Source organism: Ruegeria sp. O6, assembly GCF_056535045.1.
Genome location: NZ_JBQERM010000002.1, coordinates 174,208 through 193,946 on the forward strand (window position 1 = coordinate 174,208; position 19,739 = coordinate 193,946).

Consider the following 19,739-nt stretch of genomic DNA (forward strand, 5'->3'; position numbering starts at 1 on the left):
CTTACGCTTCGGCGCCAGCTTTGGGCTTGTAGTTGGAAACCTCTGCGATACGCGCGGATTTACCGCGACGGGTGCGCAGATAGTACAGTTTGGCGCGACGAACGCGGCCGCGGCGGACAACGGTGATGCTGTCGATATTGGTCGAATACAGCGGGAATACACGCTCCACGCCTTCGCCAAACGAAATCTTGCGAACGGTGAACGAACCGGCAATGCCGCTGCCGTTGTTGCGCGCGATGCAGACGCCTTCGTAGTTCTGCACACGGGTGCGCGACCCTTCGGTCACCTTATAGCCGACACGGATAGTGTCACCGGCTTTGAAATCGGGGATGTCTTTCCCCAGGGCGGCAATCTGTTCCGCCTCAAGCTGTGCGATCAGGTCCATCGCATTTTCTCCTATCTGCTCGTGGTTGGTCCACGAAGTTGGGCACGGCCTGAGAGCTCTTGGTCTTCACCGGGTCCTGCGTACAGCCCGCCAGAGGTCAGATCGAATGTTCCTTTGGTCTGGCCTGACCCGGCGCATCCCTGCCGAAGAAAACGGGACATCACGCCATGGTGCAAACCAAAACACCGGAGTCGCAGAACGCGGCACCGGATTGCGGTCGTTTAAGGGTATTGCAGGCAGGGATCAAGGGAAAAACGCCCTGTCTTGCCCAACGGGCCGGTAGGAATCCGCCAGCCTGAAACTAAGGCGTTGCCAAGCGGCCCAGATCAGGCATTCTGAGGCAAATAATATGAGCAGATATTTCAGACAGGACCCTATGATGCGATTGGCATTCATGCTGGCCATTACGGCCGTTGCGCTGATGTCTTGCGGGCGAGGCGGCCCGAAACCTCAGGCCGTCGAACCCGTTCCGGGCGTGGACAGGACAGCACCACTTGTGATCTACCCCGATTTTGGCGACGCGGATCCCCATGACTGGGAAGGGAGCCACCCCGGACAATACCCGATCCATGGCCTTGACGTGTCACGCTGGCAGGGGCCGATTGACTGGCGCACGGCCCGGGCATCAGGTGTCAGCTTTGTGTTTCTGAAAGCCACTGAAGGCGGTGACGTGGCAGATCCCCTGTTCGACGATCACCGCCGCGGCGCGCAGTCGGCCGGTGTGCCCTGGGGCGCCTACCACTATTATTATTTCTGCCGTTCGGCCCGGGAACAGGCCCGCTGGTTCATCCAGAACGTGCCCAAAGGGGCAGACCTGCCGCATGTGCTGGATATGGAATGGACGCCGCATTCCAAGACCTGTACGCTGCGCCCCGATGGCAGAACCGTCCGGGCCGAGGCGCAGCATTTTCTGGACATTCTCGAACGACATTATGGCCGCCGCCCGATCGTCTATACCACGGTGGATTTCTATGAAGACACCGATATCGGGCGCCTGCCCAAGACCGAGTTCTGGCTGAGATCGGTCGCAGGCCACCCACGCACTGTCTATCCCCGCGCGGTCTGGCGATTCTGGCAATATACCGGCACTGGTCTGGTGCCGGGCGTTCAGGGCCGGGTGGACATCAACACTTTCAATGGCACGCCAGACGTCTGGGCCAGATGGAAGGCCGGGGGTTAGGTCTTTGGTGCGCCGTAGGTTTCAATGGTGCCGCCGCTAACCAGATGGTCCAACCGGCGCTCACGCTCTTCCCCAAAGGCGTTGCGCACCCAGAACGATTCACCTGCGCTCAGTTCCCGGCGTTCGAAACCGCGCTCTTGCAGGCAGCGGTCCACCTGATCGATTTCGCCCTGCGTGCGCAGTTCGTCCTGGATCGGGGCGGTAATCGCTGGGCCGATGAGGATACCCCATAAAAGGATATTCGTTGCATATCCCCCGATGACGGCGCTGTTTCCGCCTTCGTCAGCTTCCAGAGAACAGGAATCGACCGCTACCCGCGCCGAATGCAGATTGTGACCGGCTTGTGTTGGAACGGACATCCCCAGTGGTTTGGTCGCACAGGCAGAGGCAACCAGAAAAGCGCCAAGCAATAACTTCTTCATTATGCAATTAGTCTTTCGTTTTAAGGTCCTGAAAAAGCAGGGCTTTCAAACGTGCATATTTTGGAGGACGATCAACTGCAAATAGAATTCCGGCAAATACAGAACCTGCGGCATGTCTGCAACATTCGGGCGTTCTAATCAGACGAATCCGATCGGGATATTACATAGTCGGCCCAGATATCCGGGCGCCGCTCGCGGGTAACGTCCTCAGCCATCTTGTGACGCCATTCGGCGATGCGGCCGTGGTGGCCCGACATCAGAACCTCGGGTATCGGGCGGCCTTTCCAATCCGCAGGACGGGTGTACTGCGGATGCTCCAGCAGGCCCGAGGAAAAGCTTTCCTCTTCGGTCGAGGCCTGATTGCCCAGAACGCCGGGGATCAGGCGCACCGTGGCATCAATCAGGGCCTGTGCTGCAATCTCACCGCCGGTCATCACGAAATCCCCCAACGAGGCCTCCTGCACACCGTAATGCTCCAGCACGCGCTCATCCACGCCTTCGAACCGGCCACACAGCAGGGTCATGCCATCGCAGCGTGCAAGGGTCTGCATCATGCGCTGGTCCATGCGCCGCCCGCGCGGGCTGAGGTAAATCAGCGGCCAGTCGCCCTGAATGCCCGCCATGGTGTGCTCGATGGCTTCGCCCAACACATCGGGCCGCAAAACCATACCCGCGCCGCCCCCGGCGGGCGTGTCGTCCACGTTGCGATGCCTGCCGACGCCGAATTGCCGCAAATCCACGGTTTCCAGCTGCCACAACCCCTCCTGCAGGGCCTTGCCGGTCAGGCTTTCCCCCAGAACGCCCGGAAAGGCAGTTGGAAACAGGGTGATAACCTTGGCTTTCCAGACGCCGTGCAGGTCCGGGGTGGGTGTCATCAGCTCACGCGGTTTCAGCGTGGCCCGGATCGCCTTGCGACCATGGGATTTGCCGGGTTTGTCAGTCATTTCTGGCGGGCCAGTTCATGTTGGTCGGTTCGAATCAGGGCCTTTTTCTGAGTGATCAATGCCGCTTCGTCCAGCGATGATCGGTTCAGGGCTAGCATTTCCCTCAGAACGTCGTCGGACAGCTGAGGGCTTTCATGCACGGGCTTCACAAGCTGCGCAGATTTCCCGGGTGGCAGGGCGAGAAATTCGGCAAATGGTGCGCCCAATCCAAGGTGGTGGCCTTTCAGCGCTTCCATCCACGCGGTCCGTACCGTGACAGTTGGCAACCGGTCCCTGATCCGGTCTGCCGTGTTCTGTAGCGATGGCAGGTGCGCAAGATCAGCGCAATAGCCGTCCAGGTCCTGAACCATGCGCGACAGGTGCAGATCGTGGGCCCAAAGGCTGCGCAACCACACATCGCGATTGCGCAACGACAGGTAGACGGTAATGTCGGTTTCTTCGCCCACCAGACGGCGGCGCAGCACGCTGACGACCGTTTCCGCCAGTTCGGGTGCGGCCCCGTATCCTTCGATTTTGTTCCTGCTGGGGCGTAGGCCCAGAAAATTCTCCTCGCTCAGGATCAATCCCCGGCGTGCTCCGAAATCCAGACCGCCGAAAAAAGTGTGCAGCTGACCGCCAAAACCCGCCAGCGTGTCATCCAGTCGATAGATCGAATGGCGCGTGGCCGCTTCGCTCAAACCGGCCTTGCGGGTCTTATACGGAAGGACCAGAGCGAAATGAGGCCAGATCAGCTCGCGGTTTTCATGCAGAAAGGACTGTGCTGCCGTCATGCCGGTCTTGTGAAAACCCAGATGCAGCAGAACACGTCGCATCAGATCAGGCCTTCGGGCGGGTCGGCCACAATGCGGCCCTGTTCCAGATCGACGGTTGGCACCACCTGCATCGTGAACGGCAGCAGAACCGTCGCCTTCAGGCCCGGCCCGTGTAGTTCCAACAGGTCCGTGGCCCCGTGGTTCTGCACGGATTTGACCTTGCCCAGAAGGGTGCCGCCGGTGTCATAGACATCAAGCCCAATCAGGTCTGTGTGGTAAAACTCGTCATCGGGCAACGAGGGCAACTGATCGCGCCGCGCAAACAGGCGCAAACCGTTCAGGGCATCTGCCTGTTCCTTGGTTTCAACCCCGCCAAGACGGGCGGCAAAACCGTTCTTGATCGTACGCGTCAGTACCACCGGATAGCGTTCCTTGCCGGTTTCATCCGTCAGTGGCGAATACGTCTCGATATCTTCGGGAACGGCGCAGAAGCTTTTCAGGCGCACTTCACCGCGTACACCATAAGACCCCGCGACGCTGCCGACGCAGATCAGATCATTCATTGGCAGCCCCCGTCGTCAAACAGATCCCGTTTCTCCACTCGCCAAGCCCTTCGCAGGCTTCGCGCTGATTGTTGCGCTCAAAGAACACGCCCACAATAAAGGCGATCAGCAGCAGAATGGGAAGGCGTATCAATCCGAACATGCGGCCCTACCTTGTTTCGATCTTCAGGCTGTCGGCCCGGTTTTCCCAGCCAACCTGTTCAAGTTCGGGGGTGTCAGATATCTGTTCCGGCCATCCGACACAGAAATACCCGATCAGACGCCAGTTTCCCGGCACATCCAGATCGCGCGCCATCTGTTCGGGGTCCAGAATGGATACCCAGCCCAGCCCCAGCCCCTCGGCCCGCAGGGCCAGCCAGAACAGGGTGATGGCAGAGACTACGGAATAACGCCGCATCTCGGGCATCGAGCCCGCGCCAAGACCCAATCCCTTGTCGGTGCTGTCGTCGCAGAAGACGGCCAGTTGCACCGGCGCTTCCTGCATCCCTGACAGTTTCAGGCGGCTGTAAAGCTGCGCCCTGTCGCCGGAATATCCCGCCAGGGCGTCATCATTGGCGGTTTGGAAATTCCTTAGCGCCGCAGCCCGGGCCGCCGCGCTTTCGACGCGGATCACGCGCCACGGCTCGCTCAACCCCACCGACGGGGCCAGCCGAAACGCGTCGAGGCAGCGCGAAAGCACTGCCTCGTCTACCGCGTCGCCGCGGAACCGGCGCACATCGCGTCGGAGCCGCAACAACAGATCGAACTGCGTGCGAAATGCGTCAGTAAAGGTCTGATCCCGCACGCTTCGGCCTGCTTATTCTTCTGCAGCCGCTTCTTCAGCCGGTGCAGCAGCCGCTTCGGCAGCTTCCGCAGCCTTTGCAGCTTTCTCTTCCGCGCGTTCCTGAGCTTTCTTGCCCGGGGTACCCTTGTTGGGGTTGTTGCGCTCGGCTTTGTCACGGGTGCCGGCTGCTTCCAGCATACGCGCGATACGATCGGTGGGCTGGGCGCCCTGATCCAGCCAGTGCTGAACGCGTTCCATGTCCATTTTCACACGCTCTTCGCTGTCTTTCGGCAGCAGCGGGTTGTAGGTGCCCAGTTTCTCGATGAAACGGCCGTCGCGCGGCATCCGGCTGTCAGCCGCCACGATGCGGTAAAACGGACGTTTTTTCGAGCCTGCGCGGGCGAGACGAATTTTCATTGCCATGGTGGTATCTCCTTTGAATGGCATCACGCCGGAGGCGTGTATTTGATTGGCCGGTGTCTTTTCCGGTTAATTCTGGTGTTTTTTGAACCTCTGGTTCACTTTCAACTTGCTGAACCTCTGGTTCACCCTTGGTGTTTCCTGTGGTGTCGGATGACTTCCTGAATGATGAAATTCAGAAAAGCTTTGGCGAAATCGGGGTCCAGATCGGCCTCTTTCGCCAGGTCTTCAAGCCGTGCGATCTGCGTGGCCTCACGCGAGGGATCGGACGGGGGAAGGTTGTGTTCGGCCTTGAGCTTGCCAACGGCCTGTGTGTGTTTGAACCGCTCGCCCAGCGTATAGACAAGGATCGCATCCAGCCGGTCGATGCTTTCGCGATGCTCTTTCAGCAATGCAGCCGCGCGTGTCACGGGGTTGTTCATTGGCCGGTCCTTTCGGCTGTCGAAACGTCAATCTTGGGGTGCCGCCACACCTGGCAGGACTGGCCCAGCAGTTCGGCATTGTCACGCTCCAGCGTTGCACCCAACCGCTCGGCCAAAGCGCGCGAACGGTCGTTTTCGTGGGCGATATACGAAATCACCCCGTTCAGGCCCTGATGCCGCGCCGCATAGGACCGGGCGGCAAGCGCCGCCTCGTAGGCAAAGCCTTTGCCTTCGAAATCTTCCATCACGGTCCAGCCAAGTTCAGGCTCGTCCCAGCCGGGGGCGTCAATCAGGCCGACGCCGCCTGCGAACCGACCGCTGGATTTCTCGGTCAGGTGCCAAAGGCCAAATCCTTTCAACGCCCAGTGCCCAAGGCGTCTGGCCAACATGCCCCAGCTTTCCAGCGCGTCCCGGGGGCCGCCTACCATATGGCTGCGCTCGGTTGCAAAGAATGCGGTCAGCGCAGGCAGATCATCCAGATGCGGCGCGCGCAGGATCAGACGTTCGGTTTCAACGGTGGGGATGGTGAACGCGGTCATGCGTAGGCCTCCATCCCGCCATTCACCAGATCGGCAGGCGCGGGGTGCCGCCAGATTTCGGACCTGCCGAATTTGGGGTGGTCATAGTGATACTCGAACTGCGCGCCCAGCCGTTTCGCCACCGCCTTGCTGGCATGATTGTCCAGATCAATTAACGAGATCGCCGTCTCCCACCCCAGAACATCATACGCATAAGACCGCGCGGCCAGTGCCGCCTCGGTCGCGTACCCCTTGCCGGTGGCATGGTTCATCAGCGTCCAGCCGATCTCGGGTTCGGGCCAGCCTTCGGGGCACCAAAGCCCGATCCGCCCGACATAACTGCCCGAGGCTTTTTCCTCGGCGCTCCAGAACCCGTAACCGCGCAGGGACCAGTGGCCCAGCAGCGAAGCGATCAGTCGCCAGACCTCATCCCGGCGCAGTGGCCCGCCGACGAACTTCGCCGCATCGCTGGCGAAAAACGCGGTATCGGCGTCCAGATCAGCCTCGGACGGCGCGCGCAGGATCAGGCGCTCGGTTTCAAGCCGGGGGATATGTTGGGCGATGGCGTTCATTACTTCTTCTTGCCAAACCCGCTCAGGCCCTGTGGCAGCCCCATGCCACCGCCCAGGCCGGGCAGACCGCCGGGCATCTTGCCGCCCATCGCCTTGGCCGCCTGTTCCAGTGCCTTGGGGTCCATGCCGGCTGCCATGTCTTCGGGGCTTGGGCCGCCTTTGCCGAACATGCCCTTCATGGCCTGTTTCAGCATCTTGCCTTTGCCCATCTTGCCCATCTTTTTCATCATGTCCGACATCTGCCGGTGCATCTTGAGCAGCTTGTTGAGGTCGCTGACCTCCATCCCCGAACCAGCTGCAATCCGTTTCTTGCGGCTGGCTTGCAGCAGCTGCGGGTTGGCGCGTTCGCGTTTGGTCATGGACTGGATCAAGGCGATCTGCTGGCGCAGGATCTTGTCGTCGAGACCCGCCTGATCCATCTGCTTGGCCATTTTGCCCATACCCGGCATCATGCCCATCATGCCCTGCATGCCGCCCATCTGGATCATCTGTTCCAGCTGCATCTTCAGGTCGTTCATGTTGAACTGACCTTTGACCATGCGCTTCATCATGCGCTCGGTCTGTTCCATCTCCATCGTTTCCTGGGCCTTTTCGACCAGGGCAACGATGTCGCCCATGCCCAGAATACGTCCGGCGATCCGGTCCGGCTCGAAGGTCTCCAGCGCGTCCATCTTCTCGCCCAGACCGACAAAGCGAATAGGCTTGCCAGTCACTGCGCGCATCGACAGCGCCGCACCACCGCGCCCGTCCCCGTCCATCCGGGTCAGGACCACGCCCGAGATGCCGACCTTGGCGTCGAATTCTTCGGCCACTTCAACGGCGACCTGACCGGTCAGGCCGTCAACCACCAGCAGGGTCTCGCGCGGGTCAACCGCATTGCGGACCTGCTCGACCTCGTCCATCAGCACTTCGTCGATATGCAGGCGACCGGCGGTATCCAGCATATAGACGTCATAGCCGCCCAAAGTGGCTTGCTGCTTGGCGCGCTTGGCGATGTCGACGGGTTTCTGGCCCGGTACAATCGGCAGCGTATCAACGCCGACCTGCGCGCCCAGAACCGCCAGCTGGTCCATCGCCGCCGGGCGATAAACGTCGAGCGAGGCCATCAGGACCTTCTTGCCCTCTTTCTCTTTCAGGCGTTTGGCAAGCTTACCGGTGGTGGTGGTCTTACCCGAACCCTGCAAACCGACCATCAGGATCGGGGCAGGCGGGTTGTCGATCTTCAGCTTGCCGGGGTCTTCCTCGCCACGCAGGGTATCGACCAGCGCGTCATGCACGATCTTGACGACCTGCTGGCCGGGGGTGATCGACTTGGTCACCGCCTGACCGGTTGCCTGGTCCTGCACCTTCTTGACGAATTCACGCGCCACCGGCAGCGAGACGTCGGCCTCAAGCAGGGCAACACGGACCTCGCGCAGGGCGGTCTTGACGTCTTCTTCAGACAGAGCACCCTGTTTGGTCAACCGGTCAAAGACGCCGGAAAGGCGTTCGGATAGATTTTCAAACATGCCTTCGGCCTCCTTAGCCGGTTATCTGATGGCGCGCCCTAGATAGGATGCGTCGGTTAAATGCACAAACGCCCCCACGGGCGAAACTCGCTGGTGGGGGGCGATCCCTGAACGACTCAAGGGACCGGAAGATCAAGACGCTTCCGGATGTTTGGAGGTCATCTACGCCTCTGGGCGCTGCGAGTCAAGGCAAACGCTTTGAGCATCTGGCCACTTGGTGTAGCGTCCAAAGGTCGGGGTCAGTTTTGGAGTTTGGTCATGAGTCAACCATTGCCGCAGCGCACCAAGGATTATGTCGGTGAAGTCACGAATACCGATATCTGGTCCGACTTCATAATCCGTCCCGACGACATCTTTGTCTGCACGCCTCCCAAATGCGGCACCACGTGGACGCAGACGCTGGTACGAATGCTGATCACCAAAACCGCGGATCCAGCCGTGTACAACAACGCGGTCTCACCCTGGCTGGATTGCGGTTTCAGAAATCGTGAGGAGCAGGACAGAATACTTGCCGCACAAACGCACAGGCGATGCATCAAGACCCACACGCCATTGGACGGGATCACCTATTCCCCGGATGCGACCTATCTGGTGGTGCATCGTCATCCGGTTGACGTGCATTTCTCGCTGCGCCGCCATGTGGAAAACATGAAAGACGACTGGCTGGACTACCTGTTTCCCGATGATCTTTCCGAAGCCTTCGCGATGTTTCTGGACCGGCCCGCCTCGTCAAAGGGCACCGACGATCTGACGCTGGCCTCATACGTCCACCATTACCGTTCATTCTGCGCGTTCCGGCATCTGCCAAACATCCATTTCCTGCACTACGCCGAACTCAGCCGCGATTTGCCGGGGCAGGTGGCGCGGATCGCAAACATCTTGGGGACCGAGATCGCGCCAGAAATGATCGACGATATCGCTGAGGCCGCAAGCTTTGGTTCAATGAAGGAAAACGCCCGGCGCGCTTCGCAGCAGCCTGGTTTCAAAAGCGCGTTTCAGGACTACGCGCAGTTCTTCTCGTCCGGGACCAGCAACAAATGGGAGGGCAAGCTGACCGCCGATGACATGGCCCGATACGACGCGCGCCTGTCCGAAATGGTGACACCGGCCGATCGAGCCTGGCTGGAGCACGGACAAGTCCTGTAATCGTCAGGCCTGTTCCTTCGTGTCTTCCTGCTGCGCGGGCAGCCATGCATTGACCGCGTCAACCAGTTTATGCGCGCCGCGCCCGTTCGAGAACGCATCGACAATCGGATGACGCCCTTCGCTCATTCCCTTGTCCAGCACCAGAACCGGGCGATACAGCGTCGAACTGCTGCTGTCGCTGCGGAAAGTCGAGCTTTCAACTTCGGCATGGGACAGGCTGGACAGCTGATGCTCGACCGCTTCATAGCCAAAGACAGACTGCCTGCGGATCAGAATGCGGTTCTTTGTGCGGTCCAGAATGACCTGAACCCGCCGCACGAAAACGCAGAACGCCCCGACACCTAGCCCGCCGCCGATTAGTGCAAAGAACAGCCCGAACCAGATATTCTCGCCGCCGTCACTGACCATGACCAGCCCTGCGCCGACAAAGGCCAGTATGAAAAAGACCAGCATGATTCCGATGAACCAGGGCGTGTCGGCAAGGATCAGTTGGGTCGGAGTGTTTCGTGTGACTTTCATGGCGGCACGCTAGCACCGTTTTCTGCTCTGCCCCAGCTTGAATTCGCCGCCATGTTGCGCGATGAGCGCTACAAACAGGAGGGCCCCATGGACGCATCATCCACATTTCAGGATACATTGCCGCTCAGTTCTGACGCGCTGTTGGCGCAGCTGGATGATTGGGGGCTGCCCTACCGCCTGCATACCCATGTTCCCTTGCGCACGGTCGAGGACTCCAAGGCCGTAGAAGGCCAGTTCATGGTGCCGGGCGAGAACGCGTTGCGGGTCAAGAACCTGTATCTGCGCGACAAGAAAAAGCGCAACTACCTGGTGACGCTGGAACAAAGCCGCGAGATTGACCTCAAGGCGCTGGGCGCAGAACTGGGTGTCGGCGCCCTGTCCTTTGGGTCGGCAGACCGGCTGTTGCAGAACCTAGGTATTCGCCCCGGCGCGGTCAGCCCGCTGGCGATGATCAACGGTGTGCAGAACGATGTGCAGTTCTTCATGGACGCCGCCGCCCAAGGGGCCGAGATGATTTATATGCACCCGTTGGTCAATGACCGTACCGTTCTGATGAATCAATCCGACGTGATGGCGTTCTTCGATCGCATCGGTTGCACCGTTACGTGGCTGCCCTGATCACTCTAGCGCCAGTTTCAGCGCGGCGGCGACATGCGCGGCGGACGGGTTGATGAACAGGTGCCCGTCGGCCTCGAATACCGGGTCATCCAGATGCTTTGGAAAGGCAAGCGGCAGTTCGGTACAGGCCAGCAGGATGGCGGTTCCGGGACGGGCGTGTTTGTTGCAAAAGGCCAGCAGCCTTGCGCGCGCCGCATCAGAGGCACCACCGTAGAAATCACTGTCGATCATCGCCTGCATCTCGGAAATCTCGGGGTCGGGCAGCCGCGCATTTGCGGTGATGCCCTCGGCCGCCAGACGATCCGCATAGTTGGTGGCCTGCATTGTCACGGTTGTTCCCAGCACCAATGCGTTTGACACGCCTGTGCTGGCCGTGGCCTCTGCCGTTGCATCGAAAATGCTGAGGATGGGCATGGAAACACCCTGTCTGATCGCGTGCAGCCGCGCGTGCGGGGTGTTGGACGCTATGATGCCAAAATCGCATCCTGCGCGCTCCAGCGTCAGCAGCGCGTCGCGAAACACCGCATCAAACGCCGCCCAGCTGGCTTCGTCCCCGGCGACACCCCGCAAGGCGCGGGTCTTGGCCTGTGTGACGGACTCGATGGTCATGGCAGGGATCGGCAGGGGCGCGCCGTGGCCGCGCGCCGCAAAGTGACGCCCGGCACCCTCGGCAATGGCACGGTAATAGTCCACGGTCGAGGCCCAACCCACACCGCCCAGAATTCCGATCTTTTTCATGCGCGCCATCCAGTCCGCCAGTTCCATCTGACCAGCAGACTGGACGTTTCAGGGCTCAATGACCAGAGGCGATCAGGCCGCCAGTTCTGTCACCGCCTTTTTGGCGCTTTCCAACGCGGCTTCGGGGTTCACCGCCATCTGATCCGCAGCGATGACCGCTACATCATGGATGCCGATAAAGCCCAGAACGTGACGCACATAGTTGGTGGCAAAGTCGATCTCGGATCCGACGGCAGTACCGCCCGACGCGATTGCCAGAATGGCGCGTTTCCCCTCCAGCAACCCTTTTGGGCCGTTCTCCGAATAGGAAAAGGTCAGGCCCGCGCGGGCGACCAGGTCGATCCAGGCCTTGAATGCAGCGGGGACCGAGAAGTTGTAGATCGGCAGGCCGATAACGATGGTATCGGCCTCTTGCAATTCGGTCACCAGCGCGTCCGAAAGGGCCAGCCGGTCGCGCTGCAGGTCGTCGCGCTGCTCGGCCGGGGTAAAGTTGGCGGCGATCCAGTCTTCGGTCAGCAGGGGCAGGGGGGTAGCCAGGTCGCGGCGGATGATGCGGTCCGCACCCAACTGCCGGACGATGCTGTCAGACAGGTCGCGGGTGGTCGAAGCCACGCGGCGGGCAGAGGCGTCGATATGTAGGATGGTTTTAGCCATTTTCTGGGTCCTTAAGGTCAGGGTAATCTTGTTCTGATCCCAATATGGCTGTTGCGTTTGCGAACAAAACTCGGATACATCAACAGTTATTGTTGGAAATTGCACAGAACGGTGTGACGATGGACAATTGGGATGAGGTGAGGACCGCCTATCAGGTGGCACGCATGGGAACCGTCAGCGGTGCCGCCGAGGTTCTGGGCGTGCACCACGCCACGGTGATCCGCCACATCGACGCGATCGAGGCCCGGTTGGGTGTCAAACTGTTCCAGCGCCATGCGCGGGGATACACCCCGACCGAAGCGGGCGACGATTTGCTGCGCGTGGCGCAGGCTACCGAAGACCAGTTCAACCAGCTTGTCGGCCGGATGAAGGGGCGCGGTGACGATGTGTCCGGCGAACTGGTGGTGACGTCGCTGGGCTCCATCGCGCCATTGGTGGTGCCGACGCTGACCGAATTTCAAAAGATGCACCCCGAGCTGATCGTGCGCTACCTGACCGGAGACCGTCTGTTCCGGCTGGAATATGGCGAGGCGCATGTTGCAATCCGTGCGGGATCGGCCCCGGATCAACCCGACAACGTTGTGCAGCCCTTCCGGCAGGAAGAAGTCGGCCTCTATGCCAGCATCTCGTATATCGAACGGCACGGCAAACCTTCGGGCATCGAGGATTTCGGAAACCACCACTTCGTCAGCTCTGACGATGAAAGCAGCCGCGCGCCGTTCACCCGGTGGCTGCGCAACACGGTATCCGCCGACCGCATCACCTTTCGCTGCACCAACAATTTCTGTATGCGCGAGGCCGTTCTGGCCGGTGCCGGTATCGGCTTTATGGCCCGTTGGGAGGCCGCCCGTCATGACACTCTGGTCGAAGTGATCGACCCGCTTCCGGAATGGTTCGGCAACCTGTGGCTGGTGACCCATGTGGACCTGCACCGAACCACCAAGGTGCAAACGTTCCTGAGTTTTTTGAAAGAGGCCTCCAAAGGCTGGTGCCCATGAATCCGCAGATGCGCGGCCATCTGGCCATGCTGACTTTTTCGGCCCTTGTTGCAGGCAGTTTCTCGCTTGGGTCGATGATTGCCAACGAAATTGCCCCTGCTGCCTTGAACGCGGTGCGCTTTGCCATCGCGGCTGTGGTGATTGGTGTGGCGGCATTGGCGACAACCGGTCTGCCCCGCAGTGCCGCGCAGGCGCCCTGGCGGTTTCTGGTGCTGGGTGGGTTGTTCGCCACATACTTTGTCCTGATGTTTTACGGGTTGCAAACCGCCCCGCCGGTCAGCGCTGCCGCGGTTTTCACCCTGACCCCCGTTGTCTCGGCCATTGCGGGCTGGGTCCTGCTGCGCCAGATCACCACGCCGCGCATGGCAATGGCCCTGACCATCGGTGCGATTGGGGCGCTATGGGTGATCTTTCGGGCCGACTGGCAGATGTTCCGCGCCTTCCAGATCGGCGGGGGCGAGATCATCTATTTCTGGGGATGCGTCGCGCACGCGATTTACACCCCCATGATCCGCAGGCTGAACCGCGGAGAACCTGCCGTCGTGTTCACGTTTGGAACGCTGGTCGCCGGGTGCCTGTTGTTGGTCCTGTTCGGCTGGTCCGACCTGATAGCGACCGATTGGGCAGCCCTTCCCGCCATCGTCTGGATCGGGTTGTTCTATATCTCGTTCTTCGCAACAGCGGCCAGTTTCGTCCTGGTGCAATTCTCCTCGCTTCGGCTGCCGTCGGCCAAGGTCATGGCCTACACCTATCTGGTGCCAAGCTGGGTGATCCTGTGGGAAATCGCGCTGGGCAAACCTGTCCCGACGGGATTGATCCTGGGCGGTGTGGCGCTGACGGTCATCGCCCTGCTGATGCTGCTGAAAGAAGAGGCCCCGCGCCCCAGCCCTCAACGCCGGGCAGCTGAATAAGGCCGCTTCCGGTCTGAAACCGGAACGGATTGCCCACGAATTCCAAAGGCAAAATCTGTTGAGCCAGATCAAGGCAGGCCCTTGGTCTCAGGACTACCTTGGAAGGCGGACAAAAGGAGGAGATTATGTTCAAACATATCATGCTGCCGATTGACCGCCACCTGCCGCCCGAGGTTCGCAAGGCCGCAGATGTCGCCGCGCAGGTGGCAAAATGGCAGGGCGCCAAGATCACTCTGGTCAGTGTCAGCGGGGCCCATATGGGTGCATCCTCGGAAACCGAGGCCGAGATAGACAAGCAACTGGCCGACTTCACCGAACAGCTTGCATCAGAAGGCGCGGCCGAAGTTGCGGTGCGCAAGATACACTCGGTCGATGTTGCTGCCGAAGTGGACAGCGACCTGACCCGCGCAGCGGAAGAGATCGGTGCAGATCTGATCATCGTGGGCACCCATGCGCCCCGGATCACCGACTACATCTTTTCCAGCCACGCCGGATATCTGGCCAAACATGCCAGCATGTCGGTCTTTGTGGTGCGCTAGGTCTCGTCCGAGATCGGAAGCTCGACTTCCAGAAACCGTTCGAACGCATCCAGGTTGATGGGTTCGAACTGACCGAACCCCTGCATCCAGACCGAAGCGGTGCGCAGCGCGTCGGGTTCCAGCTTGCACCATTTCACCCGGCCGCGCTTTTCCTGTGATATCAGCCCGGCTTTGGTCAGGATGACCAGATGTTTCGAGATCGCCGCCAGCGACATCTCGAACGGCTCGGCCACATCCGTCACGGCCATATCGTCCTCCAGCAGCATCGCCAGAATGGCGCGGCGGGTGGGGTCGGCAAGGGCCGCAAACACGGTGTCGAGATCGTTGGACATGGGTCTTTCCTAATGGGCGAGAACCCGTTTGACAATTTCCCCCATCACGTCACTGTGCAGCGGCGATGCGCAAAGGGGGCGGCTATGGCGCTGAAATACTGGCTGGTGATCTGCGTCCTTGGCATCGGGTGGGGCATGTCTTTCATGTTCAACGCCATATTGCTGCGCGAACTTGGGCCGCTATCCGTATCGTTGGGACGCGTTGCATTTGGGGCGCTGGGCTGTTGGATCTATGTGATTGCAGCCCGCATGCCGGTTCACCTGACACTCGGGCGCGCCATTGGACTGCTGGGGTTCGGGGCGCTCAGCTATGCCGCTCCATTTGCGTTCTATGCGCTTGGGCAGCAGCATATCGCGTCCGGCGTGGCAGGGATCGTGAATGCGACAACACCGGCCTTTGCCGTCATCGTTTCGCATTTTTGGCCCGGAAGTGAGCGTGCGACGCTGTTGAAATCCCTTGGCGTAGTGTGCGGCTTCATTGGGATTGTCGTGTTGTCCGTCCCGATTTTGCACAATGGCGAAACATCTCAGTTCTGGGCGGTTCTGCTGACCCTGTGCGCACCCATATGTTACGCGTTTTCTGTCAACATTGCGCGGGCTTTCCGCGACATGCAGCCGGTGGTGCTGGTCGCCCTGGCACTGACAGGGGCGGCCTTGGCAATTTTACCCTTGGCACTTTGGCGTGAAGGCTTGCCGATGATCGAGCGCACTGAAACATGGCTTTCGTTGTTGATGATCGGATTTGTGCTGACCTCGGCCGCTTTCATTGCCTTCTACTGGTTGCTGCCCAGAGTCGGGCCAACCAACATTTCGACCGTAACGCTGATCGCACCGGTTTCCGCCCTGATACTTGGAACCTGGGTTCTGGGGGAAACTCTGCAACCCGAACATATGATGGGCATGGCGGCGATTTTTGCCGGGCTCTTGCTGATCGATGGACGTCTCGTTCGACGCCTGTGGCCGCAGCTAGCGCGCAAAGATCAACCAAAAGGTTGAATATGGGTTTTGGGGCGATTACTGCCGCTCAGGCCAAAGGCAGGCAATTCGATCGGGCGATCAAGCCAAAAATAACTGTTTAAAAACAATTTATTAGCCTGCGTCATTTCACACCATCAACGCCGTTGACTCTGCGCCTTTCGCGCCTTAGCACCATGCGCAAGACAGCGCGAGGATTCCGTCCGTGACCGATGACGACCAAAAGCAGCGTATGGCGCAGCTTGAGGCCAAGATCGAGGCGGCGAAAAAGGCCAGAAAACCGGCTGCCCGCGCTGACAGTGACATATCCGGGGGCGAGCTTGCCTGGAGGATGGTCATCGAAATGGTTTCCGGTCTTGGGATCGGATTTGGCATCGGATACGGGCTGGACAGCCTGCTCGGGACGATCCCGATCTTTCTGGTGCTGTTCACATTGCTGGGCCTTGTCGCGGGCGTGAAGGTTATGCTCCGCAGCGCGCAAGAGGTTCAAGATAAACAAGCGGCCGATATGCAGGCCGAAAAGGACGAGAGGGACTGAACGTGGCAAGCGAGACCACCGCAGCACACGGCGCCGAAGGCGCAGACCACGCAGTAGAAGCCAGCAGCCTGGTGTTTCACCCGATGGACCAGTTCATCGTCAAGCCGCTGTTCGGTGGCGAGATTGCCTGGTACACGCCCACCAACGTGACCCTGTGGCTGTTCCTGGCCATCGTGGCGATCTTTGGCCTGCTGGTTCTCAGCACGTCAAAGCGCGCCATCGTCCCGACCCGGATGCAGTCGATTGCGGAACTGGCCTATGGCTTCATCTACAAGATGCTGGAAGACATCTGCGGCAAGGACGGCGTCAAGTTCTTCCCCTATGTCATGACCCTGTTCATGTTCATTGTGACCGCGAACTTCCTGGGTCTGATCCCAACCTCGTTCACCACCACATCGCATTTCGCCGTGACAATCCCGCTGGCGCTGGCCGTGTTCCTGACCGTGACCATTCTGGGTTTCGTCAAGAACGGTGCCGCGTTCCTGGGCCTGTTCTGGGTCTCCAGCGCGCCGCTGGCGCTGCGCCCGATCCTGGCGATCATCGAGCTGATCTCGTACTTCGTACGCCCCGTCAGCCACTCCATTCGTCTTGCCGGTAACGTCATGGCAGGCCACGCGGTGATCAAGGTGTTTGCAGGCTTTGCCGCAATTTCCCTGATTTCGCCTGTGTCAGTTCTGGCGATCACCGCAATGTATGGTCTCGAGGTCCTTGTGGCCTTCATTCAGGCCTACGTATTCACCATTCTGACCTGTGTTTATCTGAAAGATGCGCTGCATCCTTCGCACTAAGGTCCGATAACCCAACATCGAAACTTCCAATTCGTAAGGAGAAACATCATGGAAGGCGATCTCGCACACATCGGCGCAGGCCTGGCAGCAATCGGTTCCGGCGCAGCCGCAATCGGGGTGGGCAACGTTGCAGGCAACTTCCTGGCCGGCGCCCTGCGCAACCCTTCGGCGGCTGCTTCGCAGACCGCAACCCTGTTCATCGGTATCGCATTCGCAGAAGCCCTGGGGATCTTCGCATTCCTGGTCTCGCTGCTGCTGATGTTCGCCGTCTAATCTGCGGAACCTGATCCTTACGCGCAGGTGGGTCCAAGCCATAGCGGCCCACCTGTTGTAAAGACAACGTTCCGACGGAGGACATCATGGCGACTGAACCCATTAGCGAAGAAGTAGTTGGCGCGTGCGTCGACTCGCATGGCTCTGCCATCGGGATGCCGCAGCTCTGCTTCGATTGGTTCCCCAACCAGATTTTCTGGCTGGTCATTACGCTGGTCGTCATCTTTCTGGTCCTGTCTCGCGTGGCTCTGCCCCGCATCGCGGCGATCCTGGCCGAGCGCCGGGGGACCATTACAAATGACCTGGCTGCGGCCGAAGATCTGAAGGCCAAAGCGGTCGAGGCCGAAGAGGCCTATAACAAGGCGCTGGCCGATGCCCGTGCCGAAGCGCAGCGTATCGCGGCCGAAGCCCGTGCTGAAATCCAGGCTGGTCTGGATGACGCGATTGCCAGGGCGGATGCGGAAATCGCTGCAAAGGCGGCTGAATCGGAAAAGGCAATTGCCGAAATCCGTGCCGGTGCGCTGGAAAGCATTCAAGTGGTCGCCAAGGATACGGCGGCTGAACTGGTCACCGCGCTGGGCGGCGAGGCGGATGCCAAAGCCATCGACAGTGCCATTGACACGCAGATGAAAGGATAAGTGACATGCGGAACACTCTTGCCCTTATCCTGATCGTTGGTGCCGCCAGCCCCGCGCTGGCTGCAAGCGGCCCGTTCTTCTCGCTTGGCAACACCGACTTTGTGGTCCTTCTGGGCTTCATCGTTTTCATCGCGGTCCTGTTCTACTTCAAGGTGCCGGGCATGATCGGCGGTGCGCTGGACAACCGTGCCGAAGGCATCAAGGCCGAGCTGGACGAAGCCCGCGCCCTGCATGAAGAAGCACGCAGCCTGCTGGCCTCGTACGAGCGCAAGCAGCGTGAAGTGCAGGCACAGGCTGATGCGATTGTCGAGGCGGCCAAACAGGACGCGGCTCTGGCTGCGGACCAGGCGAAGGTCGATCTCGAAAAGTCGATCGAACGCCGTCTGGCTGCTGCGCAGGACCAGATTGCCTCGGCCGAAGCCTCGGCTGTGAAAGACGTGCGCGATCAGGCCGTTTCGGTTGCGATTGCCGCTGCCGGCTCGGTTCTGGCCAAGCAGATGACAGCCGCGCAGGCGAACAAGCTGATCGAGGTCTCGATCGCAGATGTGGGCGCCAAGCTGCACTGACGGGGACACCGACAGGTAAAAAACGCAGATGACCCGAGAGCATTGCGCTGTCGGGTCTTTTGTTTTGGGGGCGGGGCTGATTGTATTGACCGGAACATCACCCGGATTCTGTACCCGTCTTTGGGTCGGAATGTCCCGCTCGGGGCCGACGGGTGCAAAAAGAACAGGGAAAGACGGGCCGTGGCAGGCGAAAACGTTTCGATGAATATTGTTGGGGTGGTCAGAAACGGCGGGGCCGCGCTGATCGAAAGCATCAACAGGATCGAAGACCTGACCACCCGCTTGTACCGCTATTCCGTGACCATTGCGACAAACGACAACACCGATCGTACGGATCGGGTTCTGTCCGAATTCGCGCGCCGCGACCCGAATGTGGACCTTGTCCGCATGGATGGTCTGGCCTCCAGACTGCCGGGCCGGGTCGAGCGGATCACGGCGGCCAGAAACGCTGTCCTCAACAGGCTGGAAGAACGCGACAGCGGTCACGACCTGACATTGGTGCTTGATCTGAACGGGCCGAATGTCTGTCTGGACGCTCAGACGGTTCTGACGGCCGCACAACGTTCCGTACCACGCTGGGAAGGTGTCTTCGCCAATTCCAAACCGGCCTATTACGATATCTATGCCCTGCGCTGCGCAGGCTGGTGCGACGAAGACGTCTGGCAAAGAATTCGGACAACGCGCAAACCGCTGTTCGGGCGCCGAAAGTGGCGGAAAGTTCTTCTGAAATCAGCGGTTTTCGACCGGCAGTACCACATTCCGTCCGATATGCCCCTGATACCGGTCGACAGCGCCTTTGGCGGTGCAGGATTGTACAAGACCCGCGCCTTGCGTGGCCTGCGCTATTCCTGCCGGGATGAAAAAGGCGACCTCGTGTGCGAACATGTGATGCTGCACAAACACCTCAGGGACCGGGGCGCGCGGCTGTTCATCGACCCGGCCCTGACAACCATCGCCCCGAATGACGATCTGGGCGAAGGCAGCGGCGCACCTTTCCCGTCACACCTGATCCAGCCCGAGACCGGGGCCGCCTGATCCCTGAGGGCACTTGGAAAGC

General features: G+C 60.1%; 29 protein-coding genes. 13 read left to right on the forward strand and 16 right to left on the reverse strand.

Annotation, left to right across the window (positions count from 1 at the left end; translation table 11 throughout):
• Position 1: 1 nt before the first annotated feature.
• On the reverse strand, positions 2–385 hold the full coding sequence (gene rplS, locus ACR0DY_RS04130; protein ID WP_480473935.1) for a 50S ribosomal protein L19: 384 nt from the start codon (positions 383–385) through the stop codon (positions 2–4).
• A gap of 379 nt (positions 386–764) precedes the next feature.
• On the opposite strand from rplS, the gene ACR0DY_RS04135 reads away from it, so the two are divergent.
• The gene (locus tag ACR0DY_RS04135; protein WP_480473934.1) at positions 765–1,565 is read left to right on the forward strand and encodes a glycoside hydrolase family 25 protein; all 801 of its coding nucleotides are present in this window, start codon (positions 765–767) and stop codon (positions 1,563–1,565) included.
• Here ACR0DY_RS04135 and ACR0DY_RS04140 read toward each other — a convergent pair.
• From ACR0DY_RS04140 to ffh, 11 genes are all read right to left on the reverse strand, one after another.
• On the reverse strand, positions 1,562–1,987 hold the full coding sequence (locus ACR0DY_RS04140; protein WP_480546179.1) for a hypothetical protein: 426 nt from the start codon (positions 1,985–1,987) through the stop codon (positions 1,562–1,564). The two genes, ACR0DY_RS04135 and ACR0DY_RS04140, sit on opposite strands and share 4 nt — an antisense overlap.
• Positions 1,988–2,121: 134 nt before the next feature.
• Complete coding sequence (trmD, locus tag ACR0DY_RS04145; RefSeq protein WP_480546180.1) at positions 2,122–2,931, reverse strand: tRNA (guanosine(37)-N1)-methyltransferase TrmD; 810 nt, start codon at positions 2,929–2,931, stop codon at positions 2,122–2,124.
• Complete coding sequence (locus ACR0DY_RS04150; RefSeq protein WP_480897842.1) at positions 2,928–3,743, reverse strand: hypothetical protein; 816 nt, start codon at positions 3,741–3,743, stop codon at positions 2,928–2,930. The genes trmD and ACR0DY_RS04150 overlap by 4 nt, the downstream gene beginning before the upstream one ends.
• A complete protein-coding gene (gene rimM, locus ACR0DY_RS04155; RefSeq protein ID WP_480538745.1) occupies positions 3,743–4,246 on the reverse strand; it encodes a ribosome maturation factor RimM in 504 nt (167 codons plus the stop codon). The genes ACR0DY_RS04150 and rimM overlap by 1 nt, the downstream gene beginning before the upstream one ends.
• Positions 4,239–4,388, reverse strand: a complete 150-nt coding sequence (locus ACR0DY_RS04160; RefSeq protein WP_209506115.1) for a hypothetical protein — start codon at positions 4,386–4,388, stop codon at positions 4,239–4,241. Before ACR0DY_RS04160 ends, rimM begins: the two co-directional genes overlap by 8 nt.
• Positions 4,389–4,394: 6 nt before the next feature.
• Positions 4,395–5,030 (reverse strand): 5,6-dimethylbenzimidazole synthase, encoded by a 636-nt coding sequence (gene bluB, locus ACR0DY_RS04165; protein ID WP_480538743.1) that lies wholly within the window; start codon positions 5,028–5,030, stop codon positions 4,395–4,397.
• Between the two features lie 12 nt (positions 5,031–5,042).
• Positions 5,043–5,432, reverse strand: a complete 390-nt coding sequence (gene rpsP, locus ACR0DY_RS04170; RefSeq protein WP_209506119.1) for a 30S ribosomal protein S16 — start codon at positions 5,430–5,432, stop codon at positions 5,043–5,045.
• A gap of 122 nt (positions 5,433–5,554) precedes the next feature.
• Entirely contained in the window at positions 5,555–5,851 is a 297-nt protein-coding gene (locus ACR0DY_RS04175) for a chorismate mutase (protein WP_209506121.1), read from the reverse strand.
• Positions 5,848–6,390, reverse strand: coding sequence for a GNAT family N-acetyltransferase (locus tag ACR0DY_RS04180; RefSeq protein WP_267365321.1), 543 nt, complete (start codon positions 6,388–6,390; stop codon positions 5,848–5,850). The genes ACR0DY_RS04175 and ACR0DY_RS04180 overlap by 4 nt, the downstream gene beginning before the upstream one ends.
• Positions 6,387–6,941 carry a GNAT family N-acetyltransferase gene (locus ACR0DY_RS04185; protein WP_480538741.1) on the reverse strand — a complete coding sequence of 185 codons (555 nt, stop codon included), beginning with the start codon at positions 6,939–6,941 and terminating at the stop codon, positions 6,387–6,389. The genes ACR0DY_RS04180 and ACR0DY_RS04185 overlap by 4 nt, the downstream gene beginning before the upstream one ends.
• Positions 6,941–8,449 (reverse strand): signal recognition particle protein, encoded by a 1,509-nt coding sequence (gene ffh / locus ACR0DY_RS04190; protein WP_209506127.1) that lies wholly within the window; start codon positions 8,447–8,449, stop codon positions 6,941–6,943. Before ffh ends, ACR0DY_RS04185 begins: the two co-directional genes overlap by 1 nt.
• 258 nt (positions 8,450–8,707) lie before the next feature.
• Between ffh and ACR0DY_RS04195 the strand changes: the two genes are divergently transcribed.
• Positions 8,708–9,595: a sulfotransferase domain-containing protein gene (locus tag ACR0DY_RS04195; RefSeq protein ID WP_480546185.1), complete on the forward strand. Its 888-nt coding sequence runs from the start codon at positions 8,708–8,710 to the stop codon at positions 9,593–9,595.
• A 3-nt stretch (positions 9,596–9,598) separates the two neighbouring features.
• Here the strand turns inward: ACR0DY_RS04195 and ACR0DY_RS04200 are convergent, their stop codons facing one another.
• Positions 9,599–10,114: a hypothetical protein gene (locus ACR0DY_RS04200; protein WP_480538736.1), complete on the reverse strand. Its 516-nt coding sequence runs from the start codon at positions 10,112–10,114 to the stop codon at positions 9,599–9,601.
• A gap of 87 nt (positions 10,115–10,201) precedes the next feature.
• Here ACR0DY_RS04200 and ACR0DY_RS04205 point away from each other — a divergent pair, with 87 nt between their 5' ends.
• A complete protein-coding gene (locus ACR0DY_RS04205) occupies positions 10,202–10,732 on the forward strand; it encodes a prolyl-tRNA synthetase associated domain-containing protein (protein WP_480546186.1) in 531 nt (176 codons plus the stop codon).
• On the opposite strand, the gene ACR0DY_RS04210 is transcribed toward ACR0DY_RS04205, so the two are convergent.
• Together ACR0DY_RS04210 and ACR0DY_RS04215 are read right to left on the reverse strand one after the other, a co-directional pair.
• Positions 10,733–11,470 (reverse strand): aspartate/glutamate racemase family protein, encoded by a 738-nt coding sequence (locus ACR0DY_RS04210; RefSeq protein ID WP_480538732.1) that lies wholly within the window; start codon positions 11,468–11,470, stop codon positions 10,733–10,735.
• Between the two features lie 72 nt (positions 11,471–11,542).
• The gene (locus ACR0DY_RS04215) at positions 11,543–12,124 is read right to left on the reverse strand and encodes an FMN-dependent NADH-azoreductase (protein ID WP_480487184.1); all 582 of its coding nucleotides are present in this window, start codon (positions 12,122–12,124) and stop codon (positions 11,543–11,545) included.
• A gap of 119 nt (positions 12,125–12,243) precedes the next feature.
• Between ACR0DY_RS04215 and ACR0DY_RS04220 the strand changes: the two genes are divergently transcribed.
• The 3 genes from ACR0DY_RS04220 to ACR0DY_RS04230 all read left to right on the forward strand — a co-directional run bounded on the left by ACR0DY_RS04220 (position 12,244) and on the right by ACR0DY_RS04230 (position 14,572).
• Positions 12,244–13,122, forward strand: coding sequence for a LysR family transcriptional regulator (locus ACR0DY_RS04220; RefSeq protein WP_480487335.1), 879 nt, complete (start codon positions 12,244–12,246; stop codon positions 13,120–13,122).
• Positions 13,119–14,033 (forward strand): DMT family transporter, encoded by a 915-nt coding sequence (locus ACR0DY_RS04225; protein ID WP_480546187.1) that lies wholly within the window; start codon positions 13,119–13,121, stop codon positions 14,031–14,033. The genes ACR0DY_RS04220 and ACR0DY_RS04225 overlap by 4 nt, the downstream gene beginning before the upstream one ends.
• A 125-nt stretch (positions 14,034–14,158) precedes the next feature.
• A complete protein-coding gene (locus ACR0DY_RS04230; protein ID WP_267367733.1) occupies positions 14,159–14,572 on the forward strand; it encodes a universal stress protein in 414 nt (137 codons plus the stop codon).
• Here ACR0DY_RS04230 and ACR0DY_RS04235 read toward each other — a convergent pair.
• On the reverse strand, positions 14,569–14,904 hold the full coding sequence (locus ACR0DY_RS04235) for an ArsR/SmtB family transcription factor (RefSeq protein WP_480507349.1): 336 nt from the start codon (positions 14,902–14,904) through the stop codon (positions 14,569–14,571). The two genes, ACR0DY_RS04230 and ACR0DY_RS04235, sit on opposite strands and share 4 nt — an antisense overlap.
• Before the next feature lie 84 nt (positions 14,905–14,988).
• On the opposite strand from ACR0DY_RS04235, the gene ACR0DY_RS04240 reads away from it, so the two are divergent.
• From ACR0DY_RS04240 to ACR0DY_RS04270, 7 genes are all read left to right on the forward strand, one after another.
• Positions 14,989–15,900: a DMT family transporter gene (locus tag ACR0DY_RS04240; RefSeq protein WP_480546188.1), complete on the forward strand. Its 912-nt coding sequence runs from the start codon at positions 14,989–14,991 to the stop codon at positions 15,898–15,900.
• 184 nt (positions 15,901–16,084) lie between these two features.
• Entirely contained in the window at positions 16,085–16,417 is a 333-nt protein-coding gene (locus ACR0DY_RS04245; protein ID WP_480473911.1) for an AtpZ/AtpI family protein, read from the forward strand.
• Positions 16,418–16,419: 2 nt separating this feature from the next.
• The gene (locus tag ACR0DY_RS04250) at positions 16,420–17,205 is read left to right on the forward strand and encodes a F0F1 ATP synthase subunit A (protein WP_480546189.1); all 786 of its coding nucleotides are present in this window, start codon (positions 16,420–16,422) and stop codon (positions 17,203–17,205) included.
• Between the two features lie 48 nt (positions 17,206–17,253).
• Positions 17,254–17,478 carry a F0F1 ATP synthase subunit C gene (locus ACR0DY_RS04255; RefSeq protein WP_005981269.1) on the forward strand — a complete coding sequence of 75 codons (225 nt, stop codon included), beginning with the start codon at positions 17,254–17,256 and terminating at the stop codon, positions 17,476–17,478.
• A gap of 86 nt (positions 17,479–17,564) precedes the next feature.
• The gene (locus ACR0DY_RS04260) at positions 17,565–18,116 is read left to right on the forward strand and encodes a F0F1 ATP synthase subunit B' (protein WP_480494682.1); all 552 of its coding nucleotides are present in this window, start codon (positions 17,565–17,567) and stop codon (positions 18,114–18,116) included.
• 5 nt (positions 18,117–18,121) lie between these two features.
• Positions 18,122–18,682 carry a F0F1 ATP synthase subunit B gene (locus ACR0DY_RS04265; protein WP_480494680.1) on the forward strand — a complete coding sequence of 187 codons (561 nt, stop codon included), beginning with the start codon at positions 18,122–18,124 and terminating at the stop codon, positions 18,680–18,682.
• A 180-nt stretch (positions 18,683–18,862) separates the two neighbouring features.
• Entirely contained in the window at positions 18,863–19,717 is an 855-nt protein-coding gene (locus tag ACR0DY_RS04270; RefSeq protein ID WP_480483778.1) for a hypothetical protein, read from the forward strand.
• Positions 19,718–19,739: the final 22 nt, after the last annotated feature.